At 75.0% G+C, this 21178-nt stretch carries 23 protein-coding genes and 1 pseudogene; 8 read left to right on the top strand and 16 right to left on the bottom strand.

All coding sequences use genetic code 11. The annotated features are described in order from the left end of the window. Positions 1 to 3 precede the first annotated feature (3 nt). Genes H505_RS0109440 through H505_RS49755 form a run of 7 tightly spaced genes read right to left on the bottom strand, consistent with a single transcriptional unit; the run spans position 4 to position 4424 of the window. Positions 4 to 1764, bottom strand: a complete 1761-nt coding sequence (locus H505_RS0109440) for a complex I subunit 5 family protein (protein WP_026401771.1) — start codon at positions 1762 to 1764, stop codon at positions 4 to 6. 11 nt (positions 1765 to 1775) lie between these two features. Further along, positions 1776 to 2129: a sodium:proton antiporter gene (locus H505_RS0109435; RefSeq protein ID WP_026401770.1), complete on the bottom strand. Its 354-nt coding sequence runs from the start codon at positions 2127 to 2129 to the stop codon at positions 1776 to 1778. Continuing rightward, entirely contained in the window at positions 2126 to 2851 is a 726-nt protein-coding gene (locus H505_RS0109430; protein WP_026401769.1) for an MnhB domain-containing protein, read from the bottom strand. Before H505_RS0109430 ends, H505_RS0109435 begins: the two co-directional genes overlap by 4 nt. Next, positions 2848 to 3222 carry a Na(+)/H(+) antiporter subunit B gene (locus H505_RS0109425; protein ID WP_245592472.1) on the bottom strand — a complete coding sequence of 125 codons (375 nt, stop codon included), beginning with the start codon at positions 3220 to 3222 and terminating at the stop codon, positions 2848 to 2850. The genes H505_RS0109430 and H505_RS0109425 overlap by 4 nt, the downstream gene beginning before the upstream one ends. Next, the gene (locus tag H505_RS0109420) at positions 3219 to 3584 is read right to left on the bottom strand and encodes a monovalent cation/H(+) antiporter subunit G (RefSeq protein WP_026401767.1); all 366 of its coding nucleotides are present in this window, start codon (positions 3582 to 3584) and stop codon (positions 3219 to 3221) included. The genes H505_RS0109425 and H505_RS0109420 overlap by 4 nt, the downstream gene beginning before the upstream one ends. Before the next feature lie 16 nt (positions 3585 to 3600). Further along, entirely contained in the window at positions 3601 to 3870 is a 270-nt protein-coding gene (locus H505_RS49760; protein WP_051300478.1) for a monovalent cation/H+ antiporter complex subunit F, read from the bottom strand. Continuing rightward, on the bottom strand, positions 3867 to 4424 hold the full coding sequence (locus tag H505_RS49755; RefSeq protein WP_034517297.1) for a hypothetical protein: 558 nt from the start codon (positions 4422 to 4424) through the stop codon (positions 3867 to 3869). Before H505_RS49755 ends, H505_RS49760 begins: the two co-directional genes overlap by 4 nt. Before the next feature lie 170 nt (positions 4425 to 4594). On the opposite strand from H505_RS49755, the gene H505_RS0109405 reads away from it, so the two are divergent. Continuing rightward, positions 4595 to 5554, top strand: coding sequence for an LLM class F420-dependent oxidoreductase (locus H505_RS0109405; protein ID WP_026401766.1), 960 nt, complete (start codon positions 4595 to 4597; stop codon positions 5552 to 5554). Here the strand turns inward: H505_RS0109405 and H505_RS40880 are convergent. Then, the gene (locus tag H505_RS40880; RefSeq protein ID WP_051300477.1) at positions 5515 to 6435 is read right to left on the bottom strand and encodes a class I SAM-dependent methyltransferase; all 921 of its coding nucleotides are present in this window, start codon (positions 6433 to 6435) and stop codon (positions 5515 to 5517) included. The two genes, H505_RS0109405 and H505_RS40880, sit on opposite strands and share 40 nt — an antisense overlap. Before the next feature lie 29 nt (positions 6436 to 6464). Between H505_RS40880 and H505_RS51520 the strand changes: the two are divergent. After that, positions 6465 to 6728, top strand: a pseudogene (locus H505_RS51520) (GntR family transcriptional regulator); the annotation flags it as partial. Positions 6729 to 6894: 166 nt separating this feature from the next. Next, positions 6895 to 8061 carry an aminotransferase-like domain-containing protein gene (locus H505_RS40875; RefSeq protein WP_245592479.1) on the top strand — a complete coding sequence of 389 codons (1167 nt, stop codon included), beginning with the start codon at positions 6895 to 6897 and terminating at the stop codon, positions 8059 to 8061. A 34-nt stretch (positions 8062 to 8095) separates the two neighbouring features. Here H505_RS40875 and cydC read toward each other — a convergent pair whose 3' ends face one another. The 5 genes from cydC to H505_RS40855 all read right to left on the bottom strand — a co-directional run bounded on the left by cydC (position 8096) and on the right by H505_RS40855 (position 14938). After that, a complete protein-coding gene (gene cydC / locus H505_RS40870) occupies positions 8096 to 9907 on the bottom strand; it encodes a thiol reductant ABC exporter subunit CydC (protein ID WP_157432949.1) in 1812 nt (603 codons plus the stop codon). After that, positions 9904 to 11574, bottom strand: a complete 1671-nt coding sequence (gene cydD / locus H505_RS40865) for a thiol reductant ABC exporter subunit CydD (protein ID WP_051300475.1) — start codon at positions 11572 to 11574, stop codon at positions 9904 to 9906. Before cydD ends, cydC begins: the two co-directional genes overlap by 4 nt. A gap of 61 nt (positions 11575 to 11635) precedes the next feature. Further along, on the bottom strand, positions 11636 to 12388 hold the full coding sequence (locus H505_RS0109380; protein ID WP_026401765.1) for a cytochrome d ubiquinol oxidase subunit II: 753 nt from the start codon (positions 12386 to 12388) through the stop codon (positions 11636 to 11638). 66 nt (positions 12389 to 12454) lie between these two features. Beyond that, complete coding sequence (locus tag H505_RS40860) at positions 12455 to 13714, bottom strand: cytochrome ubiquinol oxidase subunit I (protein ID WP_034517295.1); 1260 nt, start codon at positions 13712 to 13714, stop codon at positions 12455 to 12457. 123 nt (positions 13715 to 13837) lie between these two features. After that, a complete protein-coding gene (locus H505_RS40855; RefSeq protein ID WP_341849561.1) occupies positions 13838 to 14938 on the bottom strand; it encodes an MFS transporter in 1101 nt (366 codons plus the stop codon). A 478-nt stretch (positions 14939 to 15416) separates the two neighbouring features. On the opposite strand from H505_RS40855, the gene H505_RS0109365 reads away from it, so the two are divergent. The 4 genes from H505_RS0109365 to H505_RS0109350 all read left to right on the top strand — a co-directional run bounded on the left by H505_RS0109365 (position 15417) and on the right by H505_RS0109350 (position 18049). Continuing rightward, positions 15417 to 15653, top strand: a complete 237-nt coding sequence (locus tag H505_RS0109365) for a hypothetical protein (RefSeq protein ID WP_026401764.1) — start codon at positions 15417 to 15419, stop codon at positions 15651 to 15653. Further along, entirely contained in the window at positions 15650 to 16639 is a 990-nt protein-coding gene (locus H505_RS40850; RefSeq protein ID WP_051300474.1) for a serine hydrolase domain-containing protein, read from the top strand. The genes H505_RS0109365 and H505_RS40850 overlap by 4 nt, the downstream gene beginning before the upstream one ends. Before the next feature lie 307 nt (positions 16640 to 16946). Beyond that, positions 16947 to 17507 carry a hypothetical protein gene (locus H505_RS0109355; protein ID WP_026401763.1) on the top strand — a complete coding sequence of 187 codons (561 nt, stop codon included), beginning with the start codon at positions 16947 to 16949 and terminating at the stop codon, positions 17505 to 17507. Between the two features lie 14 nt (positions 17508 to 17521). Next, the gene (locus tag H505_RS0109350; protein ID WP_125621128.1) at positions 17522 to 18049 is read left to right on the top strand and encodes a hypothetical protein; all 528 of its coding nucleotides are present in this window, start codon (positions 17522 to 17524) and stop codon (positions 18047 to 18049) included. A 198-nt stretch (positions 18050 to 18247) separates the two neighbouring features. On the opposite strand, the gene H505_RS0109345 is transcribed toward H505_RS0109350, so the two are convergent. Continuing rightward, entirely contained in the window at positions 18248 to 18853 is a 606-nt protein-coding gene (locus H505_RS0109345) for a TetR/AcrR family transcriptional regulator (protein WP_026401761.1), read from the bottom strand. Between the two features lie 60 nt (positions 18854 to 18913). Between H505_RS0109345 and H505_RS0109340 the strand changes: the two genes are divergently transcribed. Continuing rightward, on the top strand, positions 18914 to 19804 hold the full coding sequence (locus H505_RS0109340) for an oxidoreductase (protein ID WP_026401760.1): 891 nt from the start codon (positions 18914 to 18916) through the stop codon (positions 19802 to 19804). Positions 19805 to 19941: 137 nt separating this feature from the next. Here the strand turns inward: H505_RS0109340 and H505_RS40845 are convergent, their stop codons facing one another. Next, positions 19942 to 20649 carry a DUF72 domain-containing protein gene (locus H505_RS40845; protein WP_034517291.1) on the bottom strand — a complete coding sequence of 236 codons (708 nt, stop codon included), beginning with the start codon at positions 20647 to 20649 and terminating at the stop codon, positions 19942 to 19944. A gap of 41 nt (positions 20650 to 20690) precedes the next feature. Beyond that, positions 20691 to 21152 (bottom strand): hypothetical protein, encoded by a 462-nt coding sequence (locus tag H505_RS0109330; RefSeq protein WP_026401759.1) that lies wholly within the window; start codon positions 21150 to 21152, stop codon positions 20691 to 20693. Positions 21153 to 21178 lie beyond the last annotated feature (26 nt).

The raw sequence follows: 21178 nt of genomic DNA, 5'->3' as shown, positions 1-21178 counted from the left end.
GGGTCAGGCCGTCCAGGTGAGCAGTGCCAGGAGCGCGGCGCCGGCGGTGAGCCAGGCGGCGTAGTCGCCGATGTGGCCGGAGTGCGCGGCGTGCAGCGGCCGGGTGATCCGGCCCGCGGTGCGCGGGGCGGCCTGCGCGGCGCGCCGCCGCACCCGCCTGCGCGCCGCGGCGGCGACGAGGACGGCCAGCGCGACGGTGACGGCGGACACGACCAGCCCGGACGCCGCCCACGGGTGGGACGGGTGGGCGGCGGCGTCGGCGGCGCGGCCGTCCAGGACGGGCGCGGTGTAGGCGCGGGGGTCGGTGAACCGGGCGGCGGCGCGGTCGAGGGGAGCGGCGGGCAGCAGGCCGGTCAGCAGCGCGGCGGCGGCCAGGACGATGCCGGGGGCGACCATCGTCCAGGGGGCGTGCCGCAGCCCGGTGCCGGTCTCGGGTTCGTGGGGGTCGCCGGGCGGGCCGCCGGCGGGGGTGCCGCGGAACACCCCGGCCCAGACGCGCAGGACGGCGCCGGCGGTGAGGGCCGACACCGCGACCGACAGCGGCAGGTACCACCACCAGCCGAGTCCGCGGACGGCGTGCTCGGTGACGGTGTGCCCGGCGGCCTGGCCGCCGGGCGGGAGCCCGGCCAGGGCGAGGCCGCCGAGCAGGAACGTGGCGCCGACGACGGGCATGGCGCGGCCGCGGCCGCGCAGGTCGTGCTCGTCGAGGGTGCCGTGCCGGTTCAGCAGGGCCCCGGCGGCCAGGAACAGGGCGCCTTTGGCGGCGGCGTGCCCGGCCAGCGCGTAGGCGGTCCCGGCGACCGCGCCGGGGGAGGCGGCGGCGACGCCGACCAGCAGCAGCCCGGACTGGCTGATCGTCGAGTACGCCAGCAGCCGTTTCACCTGGGTCTGCAGGACGCACATGACGGCGCCCAGCAGCGCGGCGGCGGCGCCGAGCACGGCGACGCCGCCCAGCGGCACCGGCCCCCCGAACACGACGGTGTGGACGCGCGCGACCCCGTAGACGCCCAGTTCGACCATGACGCCGGAGAACAGCACGCAGACGGGGGTGGGGGCGACGGCGTGGGCGTCGGCGAGCCAGAAGTGGAACGGGAACGCGGCGGCCTTGACCAGGTAGCCGGTGCAGATCAGCACGAACGCCGCGGTGACCAGGGCGTCGCCGGGCGGCGCGCCGGCGAGGGCGCGTCCGGCGGCGGCCAGGCCGAGCTGCCCGGTGCGTCCGTACACCAGGGCGACGCCGGTGAGGGTGAGGTAGGCGCCCAGCGACACGATCAGCCCGAAGTTCACGGCGCCGTGGACGGTGTCGGGCTCCTCGGAGCGGTAGCCGGTGAGGCCGAGCGCGACGACGCCCGTCAGCTCGAAGAACATGAACTGGGTGAACAGGTCCCCGGCGAGGACGAACCCGCACATCGCGGCGAGCAGCAGCAGCATCAGCGTGTGGAAGATCGCGTGGACCTCGGCGAAGTACCGCCACGAGTACACCAGGGCCGCGGCGGTCAGCAGCGCGGCGGTGAGGGCGAGGGCGGCGGCGAGCGGGTCGGCGACCAGGGGGATGCCGACGCCGGTGGCGGGTCCCCAGCCGCCGAGCCACGCGACGCGGGTGCGGTCGGCGGCGCGGGCGAGGGTGAGGGCGGCCAGGGCGGCGACGGTGACCGCGGCGGCGAGGGCCGCGGCGTCCACGGCGGGCCGCGGCAGGCGGCGTCCGGCGGCGGCGGTGAGGGCGGCGGTCATGACGGGCACCGCGAGGATCAGCTGCAGGATCATGGGCGGGCCGGTCAGGGTTCCAGGGAGCGCAGTTCGCCGGGGTCCAGGGTGCCGCGGCGGTGGGCGATCTGGACGGCCAGGGCGAGCAGCAGCGCGGTGACGACGGCGCCGACGACGATGTCGGTGAGCGTCATGGCCTGCACGACGGGGTCGGTGACGGGCCGTCCGGCGGTCGGCGGCGGCCGGTCGGAGAACACCGGCGCGGTGGCGCCGTGCCGGTAGCCGATGGCCAGCAGCAGGACGTAGGTGCCGGACTGGGAGACCGACAGGCACACCACGGCGTGGACGAGGTCGCGGCTGGTGACGATGCCGTACAGGCCGATCAGCATGATGTACCCGGCGGTGAGGTGCGGCAGATGGCTCACGTGCGCCCTCCTGTCCCGCCGGTCCCTCCCGTCCCGCCGGGTTCGGCGGGTTCGTGGACGAGGAGGGCCTGGGTGAAGAACTGGGCGATGAGCAGGACCAGGGCGCAGCCGACCTCGGCGGCGACGAGGGTGTTGAGCAGGGGGATCAGGCCGGCGGCGGCGAGGGCGACGCCGACGAACGCGGCGGCGGCCAGCGCCTCGACGGCCTCGAACAGCGGCAGGGGCCGCAGCCGCAGCAGCGCGGGGTAGTCCCCGGCCAGGTACAGCAGGTGGACGGCGGTGCCGAGGATGACGCCGCCCTGGAAGCCGCCGCCGGGGGACAGGTGCCCGTGCGCGACGACGTAGACGCCGACGACGAGGGTGGGCGGCAGCAGCAGGCGGCCGGTGGCGCGCAGCGCGTCGGGGACGTCGGCGGGCCCGTGCGCGGCGGTGTCGCCGGCGGCGGTCTCCTCGCGGCCGGAGGCGCGCAGCAGCACGAGGGCGGAGACGGCGGCGGCGAGCAGGATCAGTTCCTCGCCGACGGTGTCGAAGGCGCGCTGGTCGAAGGTGACCGACGCGACGGCGTTGGCGGTGCCCTGCTCGAGGGCCTGCCGGACGGCGCGGTCGGCGTAGGGGTGGAAGGGGCCGCCGAAGCCGGGCAGGCCGAGGACGGCGAGGGTGTAGAGGGCGGCGCATCCGGCGGCGCCGGCGGCGAACAGCAGGAGGCGGGCGCGGGGGCTCACCGGGGCCCGCCGTCCGCGCGGCGCCCGCCGGGCTCCCCGGCACCGCCGCCGGTGCCGCCGGTGCTTTCGGTGCTTTCGGTGTCGGGGTCGCCGTCGGTGGCGGGGCGGTGGCGGCGGGTGGCGTGCAGGGCCAGCACGACGATGAGGGGGACGACGACCGCGCCGACGCCGATCTGGGACATGGCGACGTCCGGGGCCTGGAGGATCACGAACAGCAGGCCGAGGACGAGGCCGTGCCCGGAGAACACGATCGCCTGCCGGACGGGGTCGCGGGTGAGCACGACGGCGGTGGCAGCGGCCGCCGCCAGCCCGAACCCGGCGGCCAGCAGGACGTCGGCGAGGGCGCCGGTCAGGGCCGGTTCGGGCGTCACCGCGCGCTCCCGGTCCCGCCCGCGCCGGTCCCGCCCGTATCGGTCCCGCCCGTGCCGGTTTCAGCGGGGCCGGGCGGCGGTGCGTCGAGGCGGTGGACGGCCTGCCCGGCGATGAGCATCGCGGCGGGTCCGGTGCCGGCCAGCAGCAGCCCGATGACCGCGAGCTTGGCGACGTCGTGCCAGGACGACCAGGGCAGCAGCGCCAGCCCGGCGATCGTCGCCGGGACGGCCGCCACGGTGACGGGCGCGGACACGTGCAGCCGCGCGGCCGCGTCGCCGGTGGCGGCGAGGCGGAGCGCCGACAGCACCGCGACGGCGACTCCGGTCCAGGTCAGCGCGGCGGCGAGGGCGTCGAGGGTCATCGCGGGCCGTCTCCCTTCACAGCGTCCGGGCGAGGAACCGGGCGAACACCAGGGAGCCGGCCGCGGACAGCAGCGCCAGGACCAGCGCGACGTCCAGGTAGACGGGGCGCCCGTAGGCGGCGGCGAGCAGCGCCAGGACCAGGACGGTGAGGGGCCCGGCGGCCAGCAGGGCGGCGAGGCGGTCGGCGGGCCGTCCCCGCAGGAGGCCGGCCAGGACCGGCAGCAGCCCGCCGAGCAGCAGGACGGCGGCGGGCAGTGCGGCGGCGGTGATGCTCGCGGGGCTCACGGCGCCTCCCCGCCGCCCGGCGTCCCGCCGTCGCGGCCGTCGCGGCCGTCGGGGGCGGGCGGGGTCTCGGCGATGAGGCCGGTGCGGGCCAGGCGGCGCTCGAACGGTGACGGGCCGGGCTGGAGCCGGTGGACGTCCAGCAGGCCGCGGCCGGGATCGACGGCGCCGACGAGCCCGCCGGGGGAGAGCGACAGCAGCAGCGCCGCGGTGCCGCGCCCGGCCGGGCCGGGCGCGGTGCGCACCCGGTACCAGCGGCCGCCGGTCCCGCCGCGCGCCAGGACGAGCAGGGTGTCGGCGGCGATCTGCGGCGGCAGCCACGCCAGCGCGGCGGGCAGCCGGGCGGCCCAGCGCGGCCGCGGCCCGGCGGGACGGGCGTCGCCGCTGGACAGCACGCGCCGCGCGGCGATCCCGGCGGCGGCTCCGGCCGCCGCGGCGGCGGCGCCCACCGCGATCTCGGTGGCGGAGACCGTCGACACCAGCGCCAGGTATCCGGCCAGCAGCGCGGTCCACCAGGCGAGCGCCTCGGCGGCGGTCGTGGTGAGGGCTCTGGTCATGGCCTCCGCATACCCCGCCGGACGGTTCCAACCATGATCGACCTCGGCCGCCGCCCGGTTCGTCCGGGACGTCCGGGGTAGGGCGCGCTACGGGTGCCCGCCGCCCGCCGGCGGGCCCGCCGGGGCGGCGAGGGGAGGCGCCCGCAGGCACGCGTCCCGGGGAGGCGTCGATGGCGAGGTTCGGGTACTTCCTGTCGTGCGAGGAGCACGGGCCGGGGGAGCTGGTGCGGCAGGCGCGGCTGGCCGAGCGGGCCGGGTTCGACGCGCTGTGGATCTCCGACCACTTCCATCCCTGGGTGCAGGAGCAGGGGCAGGCGCCGTTCGTGTGGACGGTGATCGGCGCGATCGCGGAGGCGACGTCGCTGCCGATCGGCACCGCGGTCACCTGCCCGCTGGTGCGCACGCACCCGGCGGTGGTCGCGCAGGCCGCGGCGACGTCCGCGGTGCTGACCGGGGGGCGGTTCTTCCTCGGCGTCGGCACCGGGGAGCTGCTCAACGAGCACATCGTCGACTCGCGGTGGCCGCCCGCGGCCACGCGGCGGGAGATGCTGGAGGAGGCGGTCGAGGTGATGCGGCGGCTGTTCACCGGCCGCCTGGTCACCCACCGCGGGGAGCACTACAGCGTGGACACCGCCCGGCTCTACACGCTGCCGGACGAGCCTCCGCCGATCTACGTGTCGGGGTTCGGGACCAAGGCGGCGACGCTGGCGGGCCGGGTCGGGGACGGGTTCATGTCCATGATGCCGGACCCGGACCTGGCGTCGGCGTTCCGCGACGCGGGCGGCCTGGGCAAGCCGGTGCAGGGCGGGCTGAAGGCGTGCTGGGGCGCCGACGCCGGTGCGGCGCTGCGGACGGCGCACCGGCTGTGGGCGAGCGACTACATCCCGGGGGAGGCCGGCCAGCTGCTGCCGCTGCCGCGCCAGTTCGAGCAGCTGACGGGGCTGGTGACCGAGGAGATGGTGGCCGAGCGGGTGCCGTGCGGCCCGGATCCGCGGGTGCACGCGCGGGCGCTGCGCGAGTACGTCGACGCGGGGTACGACGACGTGTTCGTCCAGCAGATCGGGCCGGAGCAGGACGGGTTCTTCGACTTCTACGCCCGTGAGGTGCTGCCGCTGGTGCGCGCGTCCTGACCGGCGGTGCCGCCGTGGGCGCCGCCGTGGGCGGCGTCCGGGCGGGCGGGGTTGACGGCGGTGGCCTTGAAGAAGGTGTAGTGGAAGGCGCCGTCGGGGCCGGCGGTGCGCCGCAGCCCGTCGATGCCGTCCCGCCACTGGCCCGGCGTGGCCAGCCCGGCCGCCACGGCCTCGTCGCGGACGGAGCCGACCATGGCGGTGAAGGTGTCGTGGATGAACCCCTGGACGAGCGCGGGCCGCGACGCGTCCACGTACACGGTGCGGGGCCCGACGTGCACCCGCCCGTATCCGGCGGCGCGCACGAGCGGGTGCAGGCGCCGCCCGATCAGCGCGTCGCCGCCCTTGGCGGCCTGCAGCGCGACCAGGTGGCCGATCAGGGCGCGGGCGGGGGCGCTGTCGGGGTGGAAGAACGCCGACCCGTGGTCGCCCTCGATCACGGTGAGGGTGCCGCCGGGGCGCAGCACGCGCCGCAGCCCGGCCAGCGCCGCGACCGGGTCGGGCAGGTGCTCCAGGACGAAGCAGACGAACAGGTGGTCGAACTCGCCGTCGGCGAACGGCAGGTCGTGCAGGTCGGCGCGCACCCAGGTCGCCCGCGCCCCGGGTCGGGCGGCGGTGACGCTGGCGCGGGCCCGCGCCAGCGACTCGGCGGACACGTCGACGCAGGTCAGCTCCGCGCCGGGGCTGCCGTCGATCAGGTGGAGGGTCTGGGCGCCGACGCCGCAGCCGACCTCCAGGACCCGGGAGCCGGCCGGGTAGCGGGTGCCGCCGTGCAGCAGCTCGGCGAGGGCGTCGGCCTGCTCGCCGAGCCGCCGCGCCTCGCGGTCGGTGTATCCGTGGACGTAGCCGGTCTCGCCGGCCCCGCCGGTCGCGGTGGTTTCCATGGGGTCCACCCTGGCGCCACAATGGCCCGGTGAACAGGTCCAATGGGGATGCGGACGACAGGTCCATAACGGTGGTCGCGGCGGCGCCGGGGCCCGGCGCGGCGGGCGCGGCGGGCGCGGACTTCCTGCAGCTCGACGTCCGTGACGCGCCCCGCGGGGGACGGGCGGACTGGCTGGCCGGACGGCTCCGCGACGCCATCGCCGACGGCCGCCTGCCCGTCGGCGCGCGCCTCCCCGCGACCCGCACGCTGGCCGCCGACCTGCGGGTCTCGCGCGGCGTGGTCACCGAGGCGTACCGGCGGCTGGTCGACGACGGCCACGTCGCCGGGCGCGGCCGCGCGGGCACCGTCGTCGTCCCCGCGCCCGTCGTCGCCGCGCCCCTCCCCGTCCGCCCCGCCGCCGCCCGTCCCGCCCGCTACGCCGGTTCCGGGGGAGCGGCCCGCCCCATCGGCCGCCGCCCTGTTCGGCGGCGCGCCCGGCCGGGACGTCTTCGACGCCCTGCGCGCCGCGCCCGCCCGCGTCGACCTGTCACCCGGCCTGCCCGACCTCACCGCCTTCCCCCGCGCCGCGTGGCTGCGCGCCGAACGCGCCGTCCTGGCGACGCTGCCCGCGTCCGGCCTCGGCTACGGCGACCCCCGCGGCGCACCCGAACTGCGCACGGCCGTCGCGTCCTGGCTGGCCCGCAACCGGGGCGTGCGCGCCGACCCCGCCGACATCGTCGTCACCGCCGGCACCGCGCAGGTCATCGGGCTGCTGGCCCGCGTCCTGCACGACGCCGGCGCGGGCACCGTCGCCTTCGAGGACCCCGGATCGCTCGGCACCCGCCAGCACCTGGACTACTGGGGCACCGCGCACCCGCCCGTCCCCGTCGACGCCGACGGGATCCGCGTGGACCTGCTGCGCGCGTCCGGCGCCCCCGCCGTCCTGCTCACCCCCGCCCACCAGTTCCCCACCGGCGCCGTCCTGTCGGGCCCCCGCCGCCGCGCGCTGATGGACTGGGCCCGCGACGGCGGGCTGATCATCGAGGACGACTACGACGCCGAGCACCGCTACGACCGGCCGCCCGTCCCGGCGCTGCGCTCCATGCTCGCCGACCGCGTCTTCTACGCCGGCAGCGTCTCCAAGCTGCTGGCGCCCGCGCTGCGCACCGGTTGGCTGCTGGCGCCGCCCGCCCACCGCGACGCCGTCGTGGACGCCAAACGCTGCGCCGACCTGGGCGGCGCGGTGCTGCCGCAGCTGGTGCTGGCGCGCCTGATGGACTCCGGGGAGCTGGAGCGGCAGCTGCGGTTCCTGCGCCGCCGGCACCGGGCGCGCCGCGACGCGATGATCCGCGCGATCGCCGAGCACCTGCCCGCCGCGACCGTCCACGGCGCCGCCGCCGGGCTGCACCTGACCGTCACCCTCGCCGCCGGGGACGACGAGGGCGGGGCGATCGACCGGGCCGTGGCGGCCGCCGCGCTGGACCGGGGCGTCAAGGCCCACCCGCTGTCGTGGCACTGCCAGCGCCCGCACCCGCCCGGCCTCGTCCTCGGCTACGCCGCCGGGACCCCGGCGCGGATCGCCGACGGCGTCGCCGCCATCGGACGCGCCGTGCGCGCCCTCGGCCTGCCCACCGCCCGCCCCTGACCCGCCCGAGGACACGCGAGGGCCGCGCGGGCGGTCAGGCGGCCAGCGCCTCTGACTCCCACAGGTCCCGGTAAGGGCCCGGCTCGGCCAGCAGGCGGGCGTGCCCGCCGCGCTGCACGATCCGGCCGCCGTCCAGCACCAGCACCTCGTCGGCCGCCTCCAGCGCCGCCAGCCGGTGGGTGACCAGCAGCAGCGTCCCGCCGCCCGGCGCGGACAGCAGACCGCGCGTCAGCGCGTCCGCCGCCACCGGGTCCAGCGCCTCGGCCGGCTCGTCCAGCAGCAGCACCGACGGGTCGGCCAGCAGCGCCCGCGCCAGCAGCAGCCGCTGCCGCTGCCCGCCCGACAGCTCCCGCCCGCCCGCCCCCACGACGGTGTCCCAGCCGTCCGGCAGCGCCCGCACCACCTCGGCGAACCCGGCCCGCCGCGCCGCCGCGTCCAGCTCCGCCCCAACCGCGTCCGGACGCGCCAGCAGCAGGTTCGCGCGGACCGACCCGGCGAACACGTGCGCGTCCTGCATCAGCCCCCGCACCGCGCCCGGCAGGGCGTCCGGCGGCGCCGCGCCCCGGCCCGCCCCGGCCGCGGGATCGAGCGCCGCCCCGGCGCCGCCGCCGAGCGCGGGACCGTGCAGCAGGACCGCCCCCGCCGACGCCTCCACCGCACCCGCGACCACCTCCAGCAGCGTGCTCTTGCCCGCCCCGCTCGCCCCGACCACCGCGACACGGCGGCCCGGCTCCACCCGCAGATCCACACCGTCCAACGCCACCGTCCCGCCCGGACGCACCACCCGCACCCCCAGCAGCTCCACACCCAACGGCCCCCGCACCGCCCCGGACCCCACCGCGGGGGAGGACCCCGGGACGGGCGCCGCGCCCAGCACCGCCCCGACCCGCCGCACCGCCGGCGCCACCTCACGCCACCGCTGCGCCGCACCCGCCAGCGGCAGCACCGCCTCCACCGCCACCAGCGCCGTCAGCCCCAGCACCGCCGCCGACACCTCGTCCGCCCCACCGCGCAACCCCGCCCACACCACGACCGCCGCCGTCACCCCCTGCACCACGAAACCCGCCGCCGCGACCAGCCCCGACACCAGCGCCGCCGACCGCTCCGCCCGCTCCAGCCCCGCCGCCGCGTCCCGCGCCCGCGCCGCGAACCGCCCCTCCGCCCCGCACACCACCAGATCCGCCGCGCCCTCCAGCACGTCCAGCGCCCGCACCGCCAGCGCCTCCCGCGCCGCGGCCGCCCGCGCCGCCGCCCGTCCCCCCGCGACCGCCGCCGCCACCGGCAGCACCGCACCCGCGGCCAGCAGCCCGGCGGCCAGCACCCCCACGACCGCGACCACCGCACCGCCCGGCGCCGCGACCCCGCACACCACCAGCCCCGCGACCCCGCACGCCACCGCCGCCACCGCCGGCAGCACGCACCGCAGCAGCAGATCCTGCACCGCGTCGACGTCCGACACCAGCCGCGTCAGCGCCTCACCGTCCCGCACCGCACCCGCCCCGCGCTCCACCCCGGCGGGACGGCCGGCCAGCGCGTCGAACACCCGGCCCCGCAGCTCCGCCAGCGCCCGCAGCGCCGCGTCATGCCCCGACAACCGCTCCGCATACCGCAGCGACCCCTTCGCCACCGCGAAACCCCGCACCGCCACGATCGCCACCGTCAGCGCCGCCAGCTCCGGCCGCTGCGCCGCCCGCGCGATCAGCCACGCGGCGGCCGCGATCAGCCCCACCCCGCACAGCTCCGCCGCGGCGCCCGCCAGCGCCGCCGCCACCAGCCGCCCCGCGTGCGGCCGCACCGCCCCCCACATCCCCGCCTTCGCCGCCCCGGCCCGTCCCGCGCCCGTCATGCCGCCGCCTCCCGGTCCCCGCCCGGACGCGCGGCACCGCACACCCGGCCGTCCCGCAACCGCACCACCCGGTCCGCCGCCCGCACGAACGCCGGCCGGTGCGCCACGATCACCGCCGTCCGCCCCGCCAGCAGCCGCTCCGCCGCCTCCACCAGCAGCCGCTCGCTGCGCAGATCCAGCCGCGCCGTCGGCTCGTCCAGCAGCATCACCGGACCGCCCGACAGATACGCCCGCGCCACCGCCAGCCGCTGCCGCTGCCCCGCCGACAACCCCGCACCCCCCTCGCCCAGCACCGTCGCGTACCCGCGGGGGAGCGCCGCCACGAACTCCTCGGCCGCCGCCGCCCGCGCCGCCTCGGCCACCCGCGCGTCACCCGCACCCGGATCCCCGAGCCGGATGTTGTCGGCCACCGACGCCGCGAACAGGTGCGGGCGCTGCGGCACCCACCCCAGCCGCGCCCGCCACGCCGCCGGGTCCAGCTCCCGCAGATCCGTCCCGTCCACCAGCACCCGCCCCGACTCCGGCGCCACCAGCCCCGCCAGCACCAGCAGCAGCGTCGACTTGCCCGCCCCCGACGGCCCCGTCACCGCCACCCGCTCACCCGGCGCCACCCGCAGCGACACCCCGTCCAGCGCTAGGACCTCCGACCCCGGATACCGCACCGTCACCTCCTCGAGCACGATCTCCGGCACGTCCCGCACCTCCGGCACGTCCAGGACGGCCGCCCCGCCCCCGCCCGGCACCCGCTCCGCCGCACCGTCCAGCACCGCGAACGCCTCACCCGCCGCCGCCACACCCTCCGCACTGGCATGGAACCGCGTCCCCATCGCCCGCAACGGCAGATACACCTCCGGCGTCAGCAGCAGCACCAGCAACCCCGTCGACAGCACCATCGACCCGTCCAGCAACCGCAACCCCACCGGCACCGCCACCAACGCCACCGACAACGCGCACACCAGCTCCAGCACCAGCGACGACAAGAAAGCCACCCGCAACGCCCGCACCGTCGCACGACGATGCTCGCCCGCCAGCTCCCGCACCACCCCCGACTGGTGCCCCGCACGCCCGAACGACCGCAGCGTCCCCAACCCCGCCAGCACGTCCCGGAAATGACCCCCCAGCCGCCGCAACGACCCCCACTGCCGCTCCGTCAAAGCCGCCGTCCGCAACCCCACCAGCGCCCCGAACACCGGCACCAGCGGCACCGTCACCGCCACCACCAGCGCCGACGCCCAATCCGCCGCCGCCAGCCGCCCCAGCACCAGCACCGGGACCACGCACGCCGCCAGCAACTGCGGCACATACCCGGTGAAGAACGGATCCACCGCGTCCAGACCCCGCGTCAGCAACGTCACCCGCGCCCCGGCCGCGCCCCCCGAACGCCCACCGGCCCCCGCCTCCAGCAACGACCCCCGCAACCCCGCCTTCACCCGCGCCGCGGCCCGCCCCGCCACCACCGCCGACACCCACGCCACCACCGCCCGGCCCGCCACCGCTGCCGCCAGCCACGGCAGCGGCCCCGCGTCCAGACCCGCCACCGCCCGCGCCAGCAACTCCGCCTGCACCACCAGCAGCACACCCTGACCCACCGCCAGGACGCCCAGCACCACCGGCACCCGACGCGGCAGGCACCGCAGCAACCGCCGCTCCACCGCCTTCACCGCCACCGCCCCCCGCCCCGCACCGTCCAGCCGACCCGCACCCGCCCGCTCCCCGCCACGACGCGCCTCACAGATAGGACGGGGACTCCACCCGCCCCCGGAACGTCCACCACACCAGCGCCTGACCCGCCGCCAGCACCGGCAGCAGCACCACCGTCCCCAGCGCCGTCAACGCCAGCGACGCCTCGTCCGCCGCCACCTCCGACCACGGCACCCGCACACCCGCCGCCACCGGAACCAGCGCCATCACCGCACCCGACACCGCGTACCGGGCCGGCACCCCCGCCACCCGGCCCGCCAACCCCACCGGCAACCGCCACCGCGCGAACCCCGCACCATGCCACGCGAACAGCAACGCCAACGGCAACCCCAGCACGCTCCCCGCGTTCAACCCGCCGCCCGACCCCGACCACAGCAACGACCCCAGCAGCGACCCCCACGCCAGCGCCAGCGCCCAACTCCCCGCCGTCACCGCCGCATCGCACCCGCCACGCCACACCGCCGCGTCCACCCGGCCCCGCAACCACAACCCCATGTCCCGCACCACCCAGCCGACCAGCAGCACCGCCACCACCGGATACAGCGCCTCCACCAGATCGTGCTCCAACCCCGGAAACGCCCCGGCGACCAGACCCACCGACGCCACCAGCCACACCTCGTTCGCCAGGAAGAACGGCGCGAACGACGCGATCACCAGCCGCCGCTCGTCCTGCCCCCGCCCCAACCACGGCAGCAGCATCCCCACCCCGACGTCCGCACCCGCCAGCACCAGATACCCGCCGGCGAACACCGCCAGCAGCACCACCGCGAGAAACTCCATCACCGCACCTCCGAACCGGGACCGCACCGCACACCGGCACGCATCGAGACATGAAGAAACGCCAAGTCAGAACGTCGGGCTCAACGCCGGAGCCGCCGGCTCCGCCGGGGGAGCGGCCCCCAACGACGCCCCCTCCGGGCCCCGCCGCGCGAACCGCGCCAGCAACCACACGTTCACCGCCACCAGCACCGCGAACAGCACCGAGAACACCCCGAACGACACCGCCAGCGTCCCCGACCCCACCTCCGACAACGCGTCCTCGGTCTTCAGCACCCCGTACACCGCCCACGGCTGCCGCCCCACCTCACGGAACACCCAGCCCGACAGCATCGCCACATACGGCAACGGCACCGACACGATCATCAGCACATGGAAGATCCGGCCCCGCACCAGCCACCGGCCGAACCACACCTTCACCAGCGCCACGATCGCCACCAGATGCATCAGCGACCACATCAGCACCATCAGCGCCTCACCGGCCGCCGCCAGCCCCGGCGCCATGTAGTCGCCCGGCCCGAACCGCGCCGTGAAATCCGCCACCGCCGCGTCCGCGTCCCCACCGCCCAGCTTCGTCGGCTGCAGATACGCGAACTGCACCCCACCGAACATCACCACCGGATACAGCGCCAGCAGCACCGTCACCAGCCCCACCCGCATCGACCGCCGGAAGAACTCCACCTCCGCCGTCCGCCGCAGCAGATGCCAGCCGCTCACCCCCGCCATGAAGAACCCCGCCGTCAGCAACCCCCCGAACAGCACATGCCCGAACGCCAGCAGCGCCGCGGGATTCGTCAGCAACGCCCCCGCATCCGTCAACCGCGCCTCACCACCGACCAGCTCGAACCCCACCGGCCGCTGCATCCACCCGTTCGCCACCAACACGAAATACGCCGACGCGTACGCCGTCAGCGTCACCACCCAGATCGCCCCCAGGTGCACCCACCGGTTCAACCGGTCCCACCCGAAGATCCACAACCCCAGGAACGTCGACTCGATGAAGAACGCCCCGATCGTCTCCAACGCCAGCGGAGCACCGAACACCCCGCCGGTCACCCGCGACATCCCCGCCCAGTTCAACCCCAGCTGCAGCTCCATCACCAACCCGGTGACGATCCCCACCGCGTAATTGATCACATACAGCTGCCCCCAGAACCGCACCATCCGCGACTGCACCGCGGCACCGCCGCCCCCACCGCCCCGCAGCGTCGCGACCGTCTGCATCAACGCCACCAGCGTCGCCAACCCCAACGTCAACGCGACGAACAGGAAATGCGAGCCGGCCGTCAACGCGAACTGCACCCGCGCCAACATCAACGGGTCGTCCATGACCCCGCCTCCCCGTGAACCGAACGACGACAACGCACCGATCCTCCGGCCCCGACCCCCACCCGCGAATCGGACCCGAGCGTTCACCCGCCCTGCGCCTTTCGCGTACCGGCCCCGCCCCGCCTACAACTCCCGATGTACACCGCGCCGCCACCCGCACACCCCCAGCACGACGGCCACCACCGAATACGGCACCGCCGCCGCCCCCAGCAGCACCCCCGCATCCGCCCACCGCGACCCCAGCGCCCACCCCGCGAACGCCAGCACCGCCACCACCTCCGACCCGAACCCCGCCAACGACGTCACCGTCGCCCGCGCCCCGTCCGAGATCCGCTCCTGCAACCGCGCATCCGCCGCCGCCATCGCCCACCGGAACACCCCGAACGCCACCGCCACCAGCACCAACCCCGCCGGACTACCGCCCAGCGACCCCGCCGCCAAGCACACCGCCCCCACCCCCAGCACCACCGGCAACCGCCCCACACCACGCCCCGCCGACCACCCGCCGACCGCATCGCCCACCGTCACCACCAGCACCAGCAACGGCACCCACACCGCCGCCACACCCGTCGACCGCACCACCAGCGGCACGTACTCGTCCAACGACGTCACACCCATCAGCACCAGCGACAACACCAGCGCACCCCGCACCCCCGGCACATCCCGGACCTGCCGCCACCCCTCCCGCACCACACCCGCGAACGACCCGCCCTCGTCCTCCCCGCCACCGCCGCGCGACTCCGGCAACGACCACCCCGCCACCGCGCCCAGCACGCACACCAGCACACTGACCGCGCCCAACGCCCGATAGCCGCCCACCGCCAGCAACGGCGCCGCCAACCCCGACGCCGCCACCACCGCCAGCAGCGCCACCGACTCCGACCGCCCGACCAGACGCTCATACGCCCCCGGCGCCCCGACCCGCCCCAACTCCTCGTACACCAGCGCCTGCAACGTCCCCGAACGCAGCGCCGAGCCCACGCCCCACAACACGAAACCCGCGGCGAACGCCGGATACGACGGAACGAAAGCCCACAGACCGAAACCCGCACCGGCCAGCAGGGGAGCGGCCACCAGCAGCCACCGGCGCGAGAAAACATCCGCCCACAAACCGGACGGCAACTCGAGAAGGAACGTCGTGACCGACCAGATCACGAACAGCGACGAGATCTCGGCGGGGGAGAGCCCGGCATCGGCGAACAGCACCGCGTACACCGGGTACAGAACGATGAAATCCTCGAGGAACGCGTAGGCGTACAGCCTGCGCGCGAGCCCCGCCTCAGGTGAAGATCAATGTCGTCGGCGCTTCATACCCGCACTGTAACGCCGCCCCTCCCCGAACCGCCAGCGCAATACCGAAACCACCCGTACCGCCCGAACCGGCCGGGGGAGAGGCACCCCCGACAGCGCCTCCCGAACCCGCCAGGCCAGACGCCCAGGACGACCGCGCCGCCGCCGACGCCGTCCAGCGAGAATCCGAGCCACCGTTTCAGCCACAGCGCCGGTGAACTGGTACGCGCACGCCGCACGGGCGACCCGCCGCTCATGATCGGGCCCCTAGTCCTGGGCTCGGGCTTCGCCGCCGGCTGGATCCTGTGTGGCTTGAACTGTCGGGGGAGTATTTCGGAGCACCCGGCTGTCTACTCGGCGCGCCGGGTCAACATATGTTGACACGTCCATGCGGTCAACATATGTTGACCGCATGGACGTTGAAGAGCTGACCGGCCTGGTGGTCGCGACGGCGGACAAGGACCCGCTGGTGGGCCTGGGCGCCGTGGCCCAGATCCGCGCGGAGATGGAGCGGACCGAGGCGGTGCTGGTCCGCCGCGCACGCAACAACGGTGCGACCTGGGTAGAGATCGCCGCCGCCCTGGGAGTGTCCAAGCAGGCGGTGCACCGCAAGTACCGCGGCCGCCGGGTGTTCGGGGACCGGTCGTGACGGCGCTGCACGGCGACACGGGGCTCGCCACCAGGCTCGAGGAACTGCTGGGCGCCCGGCATCCCGTGGCGGCCGCCGCCCTGATCACCCCTGCCGGGACGACGGTGGCCGGCCGGGGCGCCGATCTGGACGCCGACTTCGAGATCGGGTCGGTCTCCAAAGCGGTCACGGGGCTGCTGTACGCCGATGCGCTGGACCGCGGCGAAATCGGGCCCGAGACGACCTTGGGCGAACTGCTGCCGCTCGGCGATGTCCCGGCCGCGCAGGTGACGCTGGCCTCGCTCAGCCGGCACCAGTCGGGACTGCCCGGACTGCCCAAGTCGGCCCAGCCGCTGCGGCGGACCTTGGCCCTGTGGCGGCACGGCACCAACCCCTACGGCGAGAACCTGGAGCAGTTGCTCGACCAGGCCCGCACTGTGCGGGTGGGCCGGCCGCAGGCCCGCTATTCCAACTTCGGGTTCGAACTGCTCGGCCACGCGATCGCCGCCGCGGCCGGCACCTCGTACGCCGAACTGGTGCAGCAGCGCATCGCCGACCCGCTGAAACTGAACCGCCTCTACGTGCCCGCAACAGCCGACCAGCTCGGCCCGGACGCGCTCACCGGCACCAGCCGGCGCGGCAGGCCGCGGCAACCGTGGACCGGGGAAGCGGTAGGACCGGCCGGGGGCATCCGCGCCACCATCGGTGACATGGCCCGCCTCATTGCCGCCCTGCTCGACGGCTCCGCACCCGGAACCACCGCCCTGGACCCGATCGCCCCGTTCGGCAAGGGCGCACACATCGGCGCCGGATGGATCACCGTCACGGTCAAGGGCCGCCGGATCACCTGGCACAACGGCGGCACCGGCGGCTTTCGCTCCTGGGTCGGAGTCGACCGCGAGACCGCGACCGGCGCCGTCGTCCTGTCCGCCAACTCCGCATCGGTCGATCGCTATGGATCCCAACTCCTGATGACCGAGGCGACCCGCATCCCCAGCAACCGCTGATCCGTTCCTGGACGGCGTCGTTACCGACACCTCGCGTCGAGCGCTGCGCGCCGTACCCGTCGACCCCGCCGTCGCGGTGGGGGAGCCAGGTACGGCCTTGTCGGTAGGGCGGCGGCGCGTTACACCCGCCCAGAAGCGGCTTACTTAACATAATGCTCATTATCGACCATGGCTCGAGAGGAGGCGGAAAGGGGCGAAGCGGCTGGCGGCCGGCCGACGCGGCCCGTCATGACGAGCGATGAAACCGACAGGCGGACGCACGAGTCTCACTCTGGTCTGGACCCATCGCCACTGGACGGAAGGTGACATGAGCGAACAACTCGACCAGGTCTTCGGGCAACTGGTGAACCGCAGCTGGGCCCGGTTCTCCGAGAACCTCAAAGCCCGCGAGATCGACGATCTGCTCGTCGGAGCCGTCATCACGGCGGCCGTCGCCCAGGGCCACGCCCTCATCGACCTCACCTCCGACGGCGGGCACCACTACCTGCGCTTCCAGCACCTCCAGAGCAAGCACCGCCTGATGTTCGAGCTGACCCACCTGACCGGCACCGTCGCCGCCGCCAAGGTGCTGCAGCACCACGCGTCCGTCACGATCGCCTACGGCGAGTACGTCGAGGACGCCCGGACGGTCTGGCAGGCACTCAAGAGCGAGGTCAAGAGCGGCTTCCTCGACGTCGGCGAGCCCGGGGTGTTCACCGTCGACGCCGACCTCGGCACCGGCTACGTGTACGTCCAGGTGCCCCTCCTGCTCGACCTGGACCAGTACTTCGCCGACCACTACACGGTGAAGTACCCCGTGCTGCAGGAGCACATCGCCGCCGTGTCGCAAGCCTGCGCGAAGTACCTGCGCGGCCGTATCGCCGCCTGACCAGGAGGAACACCATGCTTTCGTTGATCAACAAGTTCAAGAACAACGCCGAGGCCCGAGAGAGCAAGGACGAGGCCCTCATCGGCGAGATGGTGTTCACGATGGCGCACCTGGGCTGCCCGGTCATCGGCATCAAGTCGGGCGCCGACATGCAGTACGTGCGGTTCAAGCCGGTGGGCGACGAGGTTCTGTACAGCTTCACGATCGTGCTGGACCGCAAGACCGGCGACGGCGCGCTGCAGCAGGCGGTGCTCGGCAGCAAGGCCACGCTGACGTTCGTCGCCGAGGTGAAGAACCACATCGCCGATCCCGACGACCTGGTGGCGATGTTCCGCACCGACATGGCGAACATGCTGCGCAGCCCGTGGTTCGGCGACATCAAGCTCGATCACCAGCTCAACTCGATCACCGCGACGAAGAAGCAGATCATCGACATCGACGACTACGCGGGCGCCGACGGCGCCGACCGGGACCGGCTCCGGCAGCTGCTCCAGGGCACCGTGCAGGAACTGCGGGAGAAGGTCGCGCCGTACAAGAAGTGACGGCGGCCGGCCGGTGGCGGCGCACCGTTCGCGGGTGCCGCCACCGCCGCTTCCCCGCGGCGGGCGGAATGCCCCGAAAGACGGCAAACCATACAGAAGCTGAATTCTGTCTGGTTTAGACGATGTCGCCGGACGGGCCCTCGGAGCGTGCGGCGCGTGGTGCGAACCGGTGGGGATCCTCGGCCCCGAGTGCGCGTGCTACGGCAGCGGGCGGGCACCGCGCAGGAACTGGTCGACGGCGGTGTCGACGAGCCCTTCCGCCAGTTCGGGAGGGACGAAGTTGCCGTTGATGATCGCGGTGATCCCCTGCAGGGTGGCGAACAGGACGATCCCGATCCGCTGGGTGTCGCCCGCCTGGAGCGCGCCCTGCTCCTGCCCCTCGCGCACCAGGTCGTGCATCAGCCCGAACGGCGCCTCGGCCGCCTCCACGATGTGCGTCGCGCCCGGGCGGTGCTTGCTGGAGTACATCAGCTCGAGCAGCGCGGCGTTCTCGGTGGCGAAGCGGGTGTAGGCGTTCGCGGCGGCCCGGACGCGCGACGGGAAGTCTTCGGCCGCGCCCTCGAGCGCCGCGCGGAGTGCGGCGTCCAGGCGGTGGAAGCCGGCTTCGGCGAGGGCGTCCAGCAGTGCCTGGCGGTCGGGGAAATGCCGGCGGGGCGCGGCGTGGCTGACGCCGATCTCCCGGGCGAGTTCGCGCAGGGAGAGCTGGTCGGAGCCGTGTTCGCGCAGGCCGCGTTCGGCCGCGTCGAGCAGCGCGTCGCGGAGTCGGCCGTGGTGGTAGGACCGGCGGTCGGTTGCGGCTGGCACGGATGCCACCCTAATCATGTTTTCTTTGACAACATTGTTGCCGGTGACTACTTTGGCGGCATGGCGACGTTCACGAGTTCGCAGATCCCTTCCCAGTCGGGCCGCACCTTCGTCATCACCGGCGCGAACAGCGGCATCGGGCGCGCGGCCGCCCGGGCGCTCGCGGCTCGGGGCGCCCGTGTCGTCCTCGCCGTCCGCAATGTGGACAAGGGGCGCGCGGCGGCCGCCGGGATGCCCGGCGAGGTCGAGGTGCGGCGGCTCGATCTGGCCGATCTCGCTTCGGTGCGCGGTTTCGTCGCGGAGTTCGCCGGGCCCGTCGACGTGCTGGTGAACAACGCGGGCGTGATGATCCCGCCTTTCGGGCGGACGGCCGACGGGTTCGAGTTGCAGTTCGGCACGAACCATCTGGGGCATTTCGCGTTGACGAACCTGCTGCTGCCGCGGATCCGGAGCCGGGTCGTGACCGTGTCGTCCAGTGGGCACCGGTCGGGCCGGATCGAGTTCGGCGACCTGAACTGGGAGCGCAGGCCGTATCGGGCGATGGCCGCTTACGGGCAGTCGAAGCTGGCGAACCTGCTGTTCACGTCCGAGTTGCAGCGGCGGCTCGCCGGGGCGGGTTCGGCGGTGATCGCGACGGCCGCTCATCCCGGGCTGGCGGCGACGAACCTGCTGGAGTCCAGTGGCCGGCTGGGCGGGTTCGACCGGGTGCGCAAGTCGGTGGCGGGGCGGCTGGCGCAGAGCGAGGAGGACGGTGCGCTGCCCACGCTGTACGCGGCCGTGGCGGATGTTCCGGGTGACGGTTATGCGGGGCCGGGCGGTTTTCTCGAGGGGCGTGGCGCGCCGAAGCTGGTGGGCCGGTCGGCGCGGGCGCGGGACGCGGAGGCGGCGCGTCGGCTGTGGCGGGTGTCGGAGGAGCTGACGGGTGTCGCGTTTCCGGCGGGATCTTTTTGAGTGTGCCCTCGGCTGGTGAGGGCGGGTGCCGTCGTGGGGGGCCGCGTACTGCTCCCCGCTCCCCCGGCGGCCGTGGGTGCCGGGTCGGCCGGCGTCCGGGGTGTGCGGGTCGGGTGCCGCGTGGCGCGGCGGGGTGGTCATGGGGTCGGTCGGGTGAGTTCGATGAGGCGGCGGGCGTCGCGGACGGCGGCGCCGTTGGGGTCGTTGTTGAAGTAGACGTAGGCGTCGTCGGTGAGTTCGGGGATCCAGGCGGTGAGGGCGGGGTCGGTGTAGTCGGGCCTGGGGCGGCCGGGGCCTTCGTGGAGGCGGAGGTAGGTCCAGTCGGTGGTGCGCCAGAGGGGTGTGAGGGGGCGGCCGAGGCGGTCGGCCCAGCAGAGGGCGGCGGAGTGGTGTTCGAGGACGGCGCGGACGTCGTCGGTCCACCAGGTGGGGTGGCGGGGTTCGACGGCGACGCGGATGTGGCGGGGGAAGCGTCGCAGGCAGGCGTCGAGGCGTTCGGGGTCGGCTTTGAGGGTGGGTGGGAGCTGGAGGAGGATCGGGCCGAGTTCGGTGCCGAGGCCGGCGGCGGCGTCGAGGAGGCGGGCGACGGGTTCGGCGGGGTCGTTGAGGCGTTTCATGTGGGTGAGGTAGCGGCTGGCTTTGACGGCCATGACGAAGTCGTCGGGGGTGGCGTCGCGCCATCGTTCGAAGGTGGTGCGGGCGGGCAGGCGGTAGAAGGCGTTGTTGTTCTCGACGGTGGTGAAGGTGCGGGCGTAGTGGTGCAGCCAGTGGCGTTGGGCGAGGCGGGGCGGGTAGAGGGGGCCGCGCCAGTCGGTGTACTGCCAGCCCGAGGTGCCGATGCGCATGGTCCTGTCCCCCGGTGTCGGGACGTCCGTCGCGGGGGGTTCTACCCGGTCGTGCGGCGGTGGGGTTCGAGGGCGCGGATGTAGTCGACGAGGCGGACGCCGATGTCGAAGGCGAGGTCGGGGGTGTCGAGGTCGGGGTCGGGCCAGGTTTCGGAGATGCGTCGCCAGGTGGTGCGGCCGAGGAAGGGGCCGGGGACGGGGTCGTCGCCGAGGAGGGGGCGCCAGGCGGGTTGTGCGGTGAGGAGGCGGTCGAGGGCGGCTTGGTTGTCGGGTTCGGCGGGGTGTTCGGCGTGGTAGCCGATTTCGAGGGCGGTGGTGCGGGTGCCGGGTGCGAGTTCGGCGGGGATGAGTTGGGCTTCGTAGTGTTCGCGTTCGGGTCGGGGGGTGCCGAACCAGGCTTTGAGTCCGTTGTGGCGGACGTGCAGGTGGGGGTGGCCGAGGTCGGGTGGGGTGGCCGCGTGGACGATTTCGGCGACTTGGTCGAACAGTTCCCGCGCGGTCATGGTGGTGATCTTATGGGGCGGGTGTG

It is taken from the genome of Actinomadura rifamycini DSM 43936 (genome assembly GCF_000425065.1).
Lineage (GTDB): Bacteria > Actinomycetota > Actinomycetes > Streptosporangiales > Streptosporangiaceae > Spirillospora > Spirillospora rifamycini.
Note: the sequence above shows the minus strand (reverse complement) of the source record. Positions and strands in the feature narration are given on the sequence as shown.